Source organism: Methylobacterium sp. Leaf117, assembly GCF_001422985.1.
Lineage (GTDB): Bacteria > Pseudomonadota > Alphaproteobacteria > Rhizobiales > Beijerinckiaceae > Methylobacterium.
In genome coordinates, this window is the sequence record NZ_LMNL01000022.1 from 1 (window position 1) to 11,207 (window position 11,207).

Consider the following 11,207-nt stretch of genomic DNA (forward strand, 5'->3'; position numbering starts at 1 on the left):
GTGGCCGCCGACAGGTCGACGATCTCGTAGCGCGCGAAGGTCCCCTCGCTCGTGGCGATGTCGGCCCCGTCCACCACCGCACCCGTCGTCGGACCGGCACCGGGAAGAAGCGACGAGCAGCCCGAGACGAGACAGGCCGTCAGGACGGCCAAGGACGCCTTGCGAAGCATGATTACTCTCCTGAACGGACCGCGCACATGTGCGGTCCGGGCCGTCGCCCATCCGGCTCGCGACCGGATGGCAGGGCCATCGGCTGCGGGGCGCATGGGCGGCGCCACTCTACTCTTGTCGAATTGCCGGGTGAGGTCCGCCTATCAAAGCGATCCTTACCAGGACGTGCGCTTTCAGGCGCTGGCCGCGTCCAACGTTAGCGGCAAAACGCTGCGATCGGATTAACGGACCATGCACTGCTTTCACGGTGCGACCCGAACCTCACAATGACCCGTCCTCTCGATCACCAATGCGTCACGACGGAGGCAAGGCCAAGCTCAAGTGCCGCGTTGCGTGGCCTCGATCGGTCATCGCTCCAGGCTGTCGCGCAACTGGCGTCCGAGTGCGGCGGCGGTGAGATCCCGGCGGACCGGTTCGGTCCCTGCCGCAGGCTCGCCGAACTCGAAGATCGCGTAGTCCGTCGCGGTGCCCCCAAAACCCGGGCGGCTGCTCGGGAGAGCCGGCGCGTGATCGCCGAAAAAGCACAGGGTTGCCGGTACTTCCGCCAGCCCGGCGATCAGAGTCTCCATGGCGCTGCCGGTATGGCCCACGTGAGTCAGGTACTGGTCCAGAGGATCGTCGATGCCGGGCAGGCGTCCAGGCTTCCACGGGCCGTGATTCTCCATCGTGATGCCGAACAGGAACAACGGGCCGGTGCGAGCCCGGATTTCGGACAGGACCCGCTCCACCATCGCGGCATCGCTCACGTAGGGACCAATCCGCGCCGCCGTACCGAATGCATCCTCCATGATCAGGCGGTCGAAGCCCAGGCGGGTCACCACCTCGGCGCGGTTGAAGAAGTCACGATGGAAGGGATGCACGAAGACGGTTTCGAAGCCGGCATCCCGAGCTCGAAGGGAAAGGCTCGTCGGCTCACGACCGCCATGGGTCAGGTAGGGATCATATACGCCGAACCCGAGGTCCTCGGCGTCCGATCCCGTCAGCACGGCGTGCTCGGTCCGCATCGTGTAGGCGCCGTGGGCTGGGACGCGCAGGCGGCCATACTGGGTGGCGCGCGTACGGATCAGGTCCATCAGGGGCAGCGCGGGGCCGCCGAGACGATCGGGATCGACGAAGGATTCGAGCTGCATGACTACGACAACGGGGACATCAGCGCGCCTCCGCGCAACCGGCAGCCTCGCTGCGACCTCCGTCCGACGGTCGGTGCGCCAGCGCAGAGCATACCCGATCAGGGTCGCGGGCAGTCCGTAGCGAGCGACATCGGTCTCCAGCGCAGGCACCGGAAACAAGCGCGCAAGCGCCGCCGCCATTGCTCCCTCCCCGGCGAGGGCGACGGCACTGATCAGCACAAGCGGCAGGGCCAGCATCGCAATGATAGCCACGCTCGGTTCAGCCGGCAGAACCGTGGGCTCGATCGCGTACCATGCGGCGACGAGGCCGAGGGATACGACGATCGGCACGGCCATGCGCGGGTCGGTGAGTGGTCGCGTATAGTAGAGTTCCGGGTGGCGCGGCACCTGCCGCAGCAGTGCGAAGTCGCTGAAGACCAGCGGTTCGCCGATCAGGGTGCGTTTCAGGCGACTGATCACCGTGAGAATGGCGACGGTCAGCACGCAGGAGAAGCCGGCGAGCCAAGGTCGCCACGAGAACTGAAACCAGAACCCCATCACCAGGGCATAGCCGGCGCAGCGGATGGCCAGATCGCGAGGTCGGCGGCTGACTGGGCGTGCCTCGGAGCCCTCCCCGGCCTCAATGGCAAGACTGAGCAGGACGGCGAGAGCGAAACTAGAGAGCAGCGTCATCAGGCCTTTCAGCGCCTCTGATCTCGGAACCGTTCGATTCCGCGCTTGGCGCGCAGGCGCCGCACAATCGGGTTGACCACCCAGTACCGGGCTCGCATCGTCAGGATCGCCATTGGACTCAGGGCCAGCCGCGATGGACCGACCGCATCCCGCGCCGCCGAGAGACGGTCCAGCAACTGTTCGGCCGAGCACGGTTTCAGCGCCACCGGATCGAGATAACGCGGATAGAGCAAGAGCGCCGCAGCGACCAGTTCGTCGAGGGCGAGGCGCCGGCCGCGATCTGCCCCGGGCGCCAGATCCTCGGTGAGGCCCCAGCCGGCATAGAAGGGGCGTCCGTGAACCGCGACGGAGCGGCCACGGATGAGAGCTTCGAATCCGGCCAGTGACGTCATCGTCTCCACGTGGTCGACACGATCGAGCAGGTCGACGATGGACAGGCCACCGACAATCCGGTCGGCGAGCGTCAGCGCCTCGGTCTCGGGGATCGCGCCCGTGCGGAACCCGGCCTCGACATCGGGATGCGGCTTGTAGAGCAGGAACGCATCCGGGTTTCGCGCTCGGGCCGCCTGGAGCAGTGCCCGGTTGGAGCGCACGACCGGCGACCCGTGCCGGACCGACGCGTCGTCTTCCACCTGCCCCGGCACCAGAACAATGCGCCGGTCCTTCGGCCAGGGTCCGGATTGATCGGACAGGCCGACATTGTACTTCGTGAGGCGCCGCGCCACGACGAGGTCACGCAGAGCCTTGGCCCGGGCCAGGAGGTCCGCCGAGAAGGTCGCGGTCCGCAGGATCACCGCGAGGCGGTTCTCCGTGCGCGGATCATAGTAGATCCCGAGATCGTCGATCACGATCGACGCCCCAGGGGCAAGGCCGGCACCGAGGCCGACGGAACGCAAAAACCCGTCCTCGATGCGGGCGAGCGGCACACCGGCTCCTGCGCAGAGTGGCTCCAGACGTTCCGGCATTCGGGTCGCCCAGACGCGGACCTGGGCTCCGTGCCGGCGGGCCTTCGCCACCGCATCGTCCGCCGTCATGGTGTGAAGCGGCGCCCCCTCCGGTCCAACCAGGAATGCGTCGAGGGCCGGACGCTTCCAGCGCGAAATCCCGACGAAGACCGTTCGCCGATCGTTGTCGCAGAACCTGTCTCGCAGCCACGCCACGCGTGCCAGGCACTCCGCGGGGGCGATGGGCGCACGCGTCCAGGGATCGAAGTAATGCACCCCGGCGCCATAGCGCAGCGCAATCAGATCGGCAGCCGTCAGAGAGGAAGCGTCATCGCCCGGTCGAGCGACCGCGCATCCGGCCAGCCTCGCTTCGGCAGCCGAAGCCCAGTCATCGACGAAGACGGTGCGGACCCGTTCAAAAAGCGCCCAAGGATTGATCGGCCGCGCCACGACCCGGAGCCGGGTCGTGGCGCCGATCGACAGTGCCGGACAGCCGCCTGACCCGGCGACAATGAAGCTGCCTTTCGGGTCAGATGCCAGAACGCGCTTGACGAAGGCGGTCAGCCGCGCGCCGGAGCGCGCGACGGCACCCTCGGCCAGGATGAGGGCAGGGTCGGTGAGCCCGGCCAGGACCTCCGCAGCCATACGATGATCGCGCGCGAAGCGATTACGCCCGAAGATCTGGGCCTCGCGCAGGGCCGTAGAGTCGATCGGCATGCTGCCACCGAGGTCGGCTCCCGCGTACCTGACGCGAAGGCTCGCCATGCCATTTTGCGGCGTGTCGTAGGGTGAGAGCAGCGGCCCCGGGCCGATCGTGCAGGCGGGGTGGTCGAGGATGCTGAGCCCGCGATCGAGCAGTCCATCCGCCCATACGGCTGGTGCCGCACCGGGCCGCCAGCGCCGTGCGAAGGGAACGCCCGTCGCAGCCGTGAGCTCCGATTTCAGAGACCGGATGTGCGAACCTGTGGACAAAAAGGATGGCGGCAGGTTCGGGGGCATGCACGCTTTCGACCGACGTAACCGGCCGCTGCCTTAGCATCTTCTCGCCCAAGTAGGACATGGATCGGGAGCAAATCGGGATTTCGGCCGGTAAGTTCGCCGGACGCGCTGTTGCCGCGCGATCACAGATGAGGGGAATTCGTCATTGGCCCTACGAGCGCCCAATTGCTGAGGTGGTTGAGGCGTGCGACGGAATCGGCCGTCACGGTGGCCCGCGTTCGAACGGGCGCAGGAGCAGGCGTCGCTCGAGAATGCTTCAGCCCCGCGCAGACATGCCTCGCTCCGGAGAGGCCTTGCCGCTCGAAGGACAGGCCACGCCTCGCGAACGTCAGTCAATGACCCGCGAAGGACAAGCACTGTCTCGAGACGGACAGGCAACCTTCCTCTTCCTCCAGGGACTCGCGTCTCCCTTCTTCGCCGAACTCGGGCGCGCCCTCCAGGCGCGCGGACACAGGGTGCGCCGGATCAACTTCTCATCGGGCGACTGGCTGTTCTGGCGTCTCCCCTCGGACAATTACCGGGGGACCTTCGCCAAGTGGGGCGACTACGTCGCGGCCTACATCCGCGAGCACGGTATCACCGATATCGTGCTGTTCGGGGATTGCCGGCCCTATCACGTAGCTGCCACTGCGGCGGCCCAGCCGTTCGGCGTCCGGTTCCACGTCTTCGAAGAGGGCTACCTGCGCCCCAACTGGATCACCTGCGAACTCGGCGGCGTGAACGGCCACTCGACCCTACCGAAGACGGCGGACGAGATCCGGGCGATCGCACGGCGCCTGCCCCAGCCCGGCCGCGCGATGCCGTCGAGCGGAGACATGGCCCGGCGCAGCCTGTGGGACGTCGCCTATAACATCGCGAATTTCGGGTTTCCCTACTTCTTCCCGCATTTCCGCAGCCACCGGCCGCACCACATCGCGGTTGAATATGCCGGCTGGATCAGGAAATTCTCCCGGCGCGCTCAGACTCGTCGCGAAGCGGCGCGTCTCAACGAGGCCTATACGGCCATCGGGGTGGATTACTTCCTGTTACCCCTCCAACTCGACAGCGACTACCAGATCCGCGTCCACTCCCCCTTCCTCGGGGTCGAGGGGTTCATGGACCGCACCATCGCGTCCTTCGCGACCCATGCGCCGGCGCCGACGCGCCTGCTGATCAAGCTGCATCCCCTCGATAGCGGGCTGATCAACTGGCGCAAATACGCACGTCATTCGGCCAAGCGCCACGGAGTCAACGATCGCCTCGACATCATCGATGGCGGCGACCTTCCGAGCCTGATCGCCGGAAGCCGCGGCGTCGTGCTGGTCAACAGCACGGTCGGGATGCTTTCGCTGGAACTCGGACGTCCGACCTGTGCGGCCGGCAATGCGATCTACAACTTCCCCGGCCTGACCCATCAGGGCGGACTGAACACGTTCTGGACGGCGCCGACATCGCCGGATAGCGAATTGATGTCCGATTTCCGACGCGTCGTGCTCCACCGCTCTCAGGTCAATGGCGGGTTCTTCTCGCGCGCCGCCATCGAGCGCGCCATCACTGGCACCGTCCCGCGCCTGGAGGCCACGCTGCCGGCCGCCGCCCTCAATGCAGCGCGTGCGATCCGAGAACAGGCCAGCGAGCCCCAGGAACTGGCGCCGGTCTATTGATCCGGTCGCGCCTGCCGGGCTAGCAGACCCGATGCCCGTCATCCTCATCACCGGCGCGTCGAGCGGAATCGGCGCGGCCCTCGCCCGTCATTACGCCGCCCCCGGCACGACCCTGATCCTCCAGGGCCGGGATCGTCCCCGCCTCGAAGCGATCGCTGAGGCCTGTCGCACGAAGGGTGCGGCGGTCGAGACCGAGCGCCTCGACATCCGGGAGCGTGAGGCCGTGGCCACCTGGTTGACGGCCGCGGACCAGCGTCGCGCCATCGACCTCGTCATCGTCAATGCGGCGATCAACGGAGGCGATCCCGGCGGCGATGTCGAGACGGAGGCGATGGCCTTCGAGACGGTGGACGTGAACCTCGTCGGCGCTCTCAACGTCGCCTTGCCCTGCGTGACCCTGATGCGCGCCCGGGGACACGGGCAGATCGCACTGGTCTCATCCCTGGCCGCTTTCGCGCCGCTGCCGGACGCACCCGCCTATAGCGGCACCAAGGCGGCGCTTCTCGCTCACGGACTGGCGCTGCGCGAGAAACTGAAGCCGTATGGCGTGCGCATCAACGTGGTGACGCCCGGCTACGTCAAGACCGCGATGGGCGGGGAGTACCAGGGCTGGCGTCCCCTGGAGATCAGCGCCGAGGATGCGGCCCGCCGCATCGCGCGGGGTCTCGCCCGGAACCAGGACATCGTCGCCTTCCCGTGGATTCTCGCGGCAGCGGCGCGCGGCGCGGCCCTGCTCCCGGAATTTTTGCGGCGCCTCGGGATGAGCGGCTTCACGTTCAAGATCCGGGCCGACCGGTGACTCGCCCGCGCATTGCCCTGTTCGTGCTGGAAGCCCTGCCGAACGCCCGCGCCGTACGCCGCTTCGTCGACGAGCACGCCGCCGACATTGCCTTCGTGGGCCTCTCCAATGCGGAGCGGCCGAGTTCCGGCGGCCTCGTCGGACAGGTTAGGCGCCACCTCACGCGCTCCGGGCCGGCGATCCTGCCCTATCTCGGCGTCAATTTCGGCCTGCCCGACCTGCTGGCCCCGTTATCGCCCCTGACGCGCCGCCTGACGGGGTCGGGTCCTTCCTCGCATGCAACGCCGCTCAGGGAACTCTGCCGACAGGTGAGCATCCCTACTCTCAAAGTCGATGACGTCAACGGACCCGAGGTGGCGAAGGCTTTTGCCGAGCATGCACCCGACCTCATCGTCACCTTCCACTTCGATCAGATTCTCTCGGGCACAACCCTGATGCGAGCGCCGCTCGGCGGCCTGAACGTCCATCCGGGCCTGCTGCCGCATCATCGCGGCCCCGTGCCGACCATCCACGCCCTGGCTGAGGACGAGCCGGCCTTCGGGGTCACAATCCACCGCCTCGCGGTGACGATCGATGCCGGGGCTATCCTGGCCCAGCAGGCCGTGCGCCTGCCGGACGACACCACTGCGACGCGGGCAGCCATCAGGCTGCACGAGCACGGGCGGGTGCTGCTCGACGGCGTCCTTGTCGACCTCGCAGAGGGCCGTCTACCCGCCGGCGAGACGGTTCCGATCCTGCCTTATTGCCCGTTCCCCGATCGGGCTTTGCTGAAGGCCCTTCGCCGTCGCGGCCGGAAGCTGACCGACGCGCAGGACCTGTGGGAGGCCCTGGCGCTGAGCGCCAAGGCCTGAAGAAGCGCCCGTCCCATCCGGGCGGCCGCCGAAGCTTCGCCTTACCGCGAAAACTTCTTGTACTTGATCTTCTTCGGCATCAGCGAGTCGGCACCGAGGCGACGCTTCTTGTCCTCCTCGTAATCCGAGAAGTTGCCCTCGAACCATTCGACGTGGCTCTCACCCTCGAAGGCGAGGATATGGGTGGCGATGCGGTTCAGGAACCAGCGATCGTGGCTGATGATCACGGCGCAGCCCGCATAATCCTCCAGCGCCTCTTCGAGCGCCCGCAGGGTCTCCATGTCGAGGTCGTTCGTCGGCTCGTCGAGCAGGAGCACGTTGGCGCCGCCCTTGAGCGTCCGGGCGAGATGGACGCGGTTGCGCTCACCGCCCGAGAGCGTGCCGACTTTCTTCTGCTGATCCGAGCCCTTGAAGGCGAAGGCGGCACAATAGGCGCGGGAATTGATCTCGCGCTTGTTGAAATAGATGATGTCGTTGCCGCCGGAGACCTCCTGCCAGACCGTGGCGTTCGGATCGAGGGCGTCGCGCGACTGGTCGACGTAACCGAGATGGACGGTTTCGCCGACCGAAATGGTGCCGCCGTCCGGCGTCTCGGCCCCGGTGATCATCTTGAACAAGGTCGTCTTGCCGGCGCCGTTCGGGCCGATGACGCCGACGATGCCGCCGGGCGGCAGCTTGAACGACAGATCCTCGATCAGAAGGCGGTCACCGAACGCCTTGTTCAGGTGCTCGAACTCGATGACGTTGTTGCCAAGGCGCTCGTCGATCGGAATGACGATCTGTGCCGAGGCGTCGATCTTGTCCTGGGACTTCGCCACCAGCTCCTCGTAGCGGGTGATGCGGGCCTTCGACTTCGACTGGCGCGCCTTCGGCGAGGCGGCAATCCACTCTTGCTCGCGGTTGATCGCGCGCTGACGGGCCATGTCCTCCCGGCCCTCCTGCTGAAGGCGCTTCTGCTTCTGCACCAGCCAGGCCGAATAATTGCCCTCGTAGGGGTAGCCGCGGGTGCGGTCGAGTTCGAGAATCCAGCCCGTGACGTTGTCGAGGAAGTAGCGATCGTGGGTCACGATCAGGATGGCGCCCGGGTACTGGCGCAGGTGGCCTTCGAGCCAGTTGACCGTCTCGGCGTCGAGATGGTTGGTCGGCTCGTCGAGGAGCAGCAGTTCCGGTTCCCACAGGAGCAGCTTGCAAAGGGCCACACGGCGACGCTCGCCACCTGAGAGCGTTGCGACCGGCTGCTCATCGCTGGGACAGCCGAGTGCTTCCATGGCCTGATCGACCTTGGAATCCAGCTCCCAGAGGTTGGCGGCCTCGATCTTATCCTGGAGGGCGGTCATCTCGTCCGCCGTCTCCTCGGAATAATTCATGGCGAGTTCGTTGTAGCGGTCGAGCAGCGCCTGCTTTTCGGCAACCCCCTCCATCACGTTCTCGCGGACCGACTTGTTGGGGTCGAGCTGCGGCTCCTGCGGCAGGTAGCCGACCCGGGCACCCTGGGCGACGAAGCCCTCGCCGGTCCAATCCTTGTCGATGCCGGCCATGATCTTCAGCAGGGTGGATTTGCCTGAGCCATTGATGCCGAGAACACCGATCTTGGCATCCGGGTAGAAGGACAGGTTGATGTTATCGAGGACCTTCTTGCCACCCGAATAGGTCTTGGTCAGACCCTTCATGTGGTAGATGAATTCGCGCGCCATGATGGTATCCCTGTCGTGTCGGCGGCCCGGCGCGCCCTGCGCCTCGACCCCCGGAATCCTCGTGTGCGTGGTCCCGCGCCGGCACCTGTTCGAGCCGGTCGGCGTACCGCGCGGAATGCGCCGATGCGGCCGGACCTCTGGCGCTCGCCGTGGTCGAACCGCTTCGCGTGAGAGTGTTGCGCCGGAGTATCAGGGCGACGCCGGACCGGCAAGAACCCGGACAAAGCGCACGACGGAACTGCCGCCGCCGGTCGAACCCACATCAGGCGAACGGATTCTTGACCGTCTCGGGCGAACGCGCCCCATCTGCGGTCTCTTCGGGCAGCGAGACCGCCTCGAGCGCGGTGACGATCGCCGAAAGCGTCAGAGCGAGCGCCCGCGCCCGCACCAAGCCCGAGGCATCGCGCGTCAGGTCGACAGTTCCGTGGATCCCGATCCGGTCGGTCCCGTTCTCGATCGACAGACCGCCGATGGTTTGCACGGCGGCATCGTCGGCAAAGGGCACGAATCGGGAGGTGTCCGTCGGCGTTATCCCTTTCGACATCGAAACCTTTCCTCAGCAGAATCCATAAGGCGTCCCGCTGCGCCGCGGAGGAGCCATTTCGACCATCAGGTCCGAACCTGTCATCCGTTTAGAAGATCGCACGCATCAGGTCGCGCCAGAGCCGTCTGAGGGCACGATGCAACTCCCGCTTGGCCCAGGCCTCGAAAGAATCCGCGTCCGGGCGTCGGCGGTGTTGGGACCCATCGCCTTCCGCCGGACCCCGGGAATAGGCGCGGGGTTCCGGCAATGCCATGGCCGTTGCCTTGGCGGCGGCGGGTAGCGTCGGGAAAACATCGAGCCCGGTCTCCTGGCGAAGGAAATCCAGCGACACCGCGCGCCAGGACGCGTCGTCGGCGTTCGGCACCAGATAGGCGCCCGCCTCTCCGGTAGCCGGGTCGTAGAGCGCCTTGAACAGTTGCGTCGGCACCAGCACCCGCCCGTTAATCGCCCGGACGGAACCCCCGGAATAGACCGGGCCGGTGACGACGAAGAGCGTTCCGCGGCGAGTCGAGAGGCGGCGCACGCTCTCCTCGATGGCGGCCCAGAGCCCCCGGTTCACGGCGCGGTCCTGTGGAACCACGTTGGCAAGACTGAACGACTGTGCCTGGGCCGCTTCGGTCGGCATGTCGCCGGCCGGAGCCATGTGACCGCGATCGAAGCCGCTGCGGACGTAATCCTCCAGAAGGGCACGATCATCGGGCGGCAGCGCGTCCTCATCGTGGAAGGCGTCGATCCGGTCGATGCCGCGCGCGGCCGATACGCCTTCCCGTGTCAGGCGTTCGGCCGCGTAGAGTGGTGTCCGCGCCACTCCGGAATGCAGCACCGCGAAGGCGTCGTAACACAGCGGTACCAGGCGCTGGTCCAGCTTGACATTGGTGATCTCAGGGCGTCGGCCCTCGGCGAACAAGGTCGAGCAATCCCGAGCGTTCGCGGTCCCGTGGCTTGCCAGAATCCCGGCAATGAGCACCCGGACGCATGCGCGGTTCCTCATCGCCGGTCCGTCAGAAGCACACGCGGACTTTCCGGGTTCCTTCGGGCGTGATGCGGGTGCGATAGCCGCAGGGCCGTCCGAGGGTTCCCTCGAAGGGAGAGACCAATCGGTCGGCCGGGCCTGGATCGGCCTGGACGCCGCAGCGTCCGGGGGGCTCGCACGGGAACGTGAAGGGCTCCACCGGCCGGTGTCGGAGCACCAGGGCGGGATCGCGCTCAAGCCGCTCCGCAGCGTCAGCCTCGCTCAAGCAGGCCAGCACCAGCACGAGGCTGCCGAGGGATCGAAGGAGAACCATGAACCTGCCTTAAGGCACGAGCGGCGGCTGGGAAAAGTGGAACGCACCGTTGATCCGAACGAAACGGAGGATTAACTGCCGGACTTCGTGCGCAAGAGCCAGCGGAGTTCATGCGTACCAGTCAGCATCGCAGCCGAATCACGATCCGGAATTCACCGCTTGGCCCCGTGCAGCGGAATCGTATTTCAGGTCGGTCCAGGCTGTGGACGCGAACAAACGTTCCGCAACGTGGCAAAGCTGCGTAATGGCGTTATAAGTGCGAATGAATGGCTTCGGTTTCACACCGGAGCACGCATCGTTTGATGATCGGCCGGCTCTCAATCCAGCGAGGGTGGGCGAAATCGAACCGATGTTCAGCAAACGAACGGGTGTGCATCGGTGTCACGGCAAGAAACCACGGGCGAAACCTCGCCAGCGTCCTCCGCGTCCGCGTCGGGGCTGTCGGAGGGTCCGTCGATTCTGGACGGTCTGTCC

9 protein-coding genes are annotated in these 11,207 nt (G+C 66.5%); 3 read left to right on the top strand and 6 right to left on the bottom strand.

Annotated elements, in window-relative coordinates:
- Positions 1–518: 518 nt before the first annotated feature.
- Both ASF57_RS11415 and ASF57_RS11420 read right to left on the bottom strand, forming a co-directional pair.
- Positions 519–1,973 carry an alkaline phosphatase family protein gene (locus tag ASF57_RS11415; RefSeq protein ID WP_056483349.1) on the bottom strand — a complete coding sequence of 485 codons (1,455 nt, stop codon included), beginning with the start codon at positions 1,971–1,973 and terminating at the stop codon, positions 519–521.
- Positions 1,974–1,981: 8 nt separating this feature from the next.
- The gene (locus ASF57_RS11420; protein ID WP_244476910.1) at positions 1,982–3,634 is read right to left on the bottom strand and encodes a capsular biosynthesis protein; all 1,653 of its coding nucleotides are present in this window, start codon (positions 3,632–3,634) and stop codon (positions 1,982–1,984) included.
- A 617-nt stretch (positions 3,635–4,251) separates the two neighbouring features.
- Between ASF57_RS11420 and ASF57_RS11425 the strand changes: the two genes are divergently transcribed.
- From ASF57_RS11425 to ASF57_RS11435, 3 genes are read left to right on the top strand one after another with little or no spacing between them, the layout of a single operon-like run.
- Positions 4,252–5,559, top strand: a complete 1,308-nt coding sequence (locus ASF57_RS11425) for a capsular biosynthesis protein (protein WP_056483354.1) — start codon at positions 4,252–4,254, stop codon at positions 5,557–5,559.
- Positions 5,560–5,590: 31 nt separating this feature from the next.
- The gene (locus tag ASF57_RS11430; RefSeq protein WP_056483357.1) at positions 5,591–6,358 is read left to right on the top strand and encodes an SDR family NAD(P)-dependent oxidoreductase; all 768 of its coding nucleotides are present in this window, start codon (positions 5,591–5,593) and stop codon (positions 6,356–6,358) included.
- Positions 6,355–7,209 carry a formyltransferase family protein gene (locus tag ASF57_RS11435; protein WP_056483362.1) on the top strand — a complete coding sequence of 285 codons (855 nt, stop codon included), beginning with the start codon at positions 6,355–6,357 and terminating at the stop codon, positions 7,207–7,209. The genes ASF57_RS11430 and ASF57_RS11435 overlap by 4 nt, the downstream gene beginning before the upstream one ends.
- A 41-nt stretch (positions 7,210–7,250) precedes the next feature.
- On the opposite strand, the gene ettA is transcribed toward ASF57_RS11435, so the two are convergent.
- The 4 genes from ettA to ASF57_RS11455 all read right to left on the bottom strand — a co-directional run bounded on the left by ettA (position 7,251) and on the right by ASF57_RS11455 (position 10,733).
- Positions 7,251–8,903 carry an energy-dependent translational throttle protein EttA gene (gene ettA / locus ASF57_RS11440; protein WP_056183671.1) on the bottom strand — a complete coding sequence of 551 codons (1,653 nt, stop codon included), beginning with the start codon at positions 8,901–8,903 and terminating at the stop codon, positions 7,251–7,253.
- Between the two features lie 262 nt (positions 8,904–9,165).
- Positions 9,166–9,447, bottom strand: coding sequence for a hypothetical protein (locus tag ASF57_RS11445; RefSeq protein WP_056483365.1), 282 nt, complete (start codon positions 9,445–9,447; stop codon positions 9,166–9,168).
- An 88-nt stretch (positions 9,448–9,535) separates the two neighbouring features.
- Entirely contained in the window at positions 9,536–10,438 is a 903-nt protein-coding gene (locus tag ASF57_RS11450; protein WP_056483366.1) for a DNA/RNA non-specific endonuclease, read from the bottom strand.
- A 10-nt stretch (positions 10,439–10,448) separates the two neighbouring features.
- Positions 10,449–10,733 (bottom strand): hypothetical protein, encoded by a 285-nt coding sequence (locus tag ASF57_RS11455; RefSeq protein WP_056483372.1) that lies wholly within the window; start codon positions 10,731–10,733, stop codon positions 10,449–10,451.
- Between the last annotated feature and the right edge of the window lie 474 nt (positions 10,734–11,207).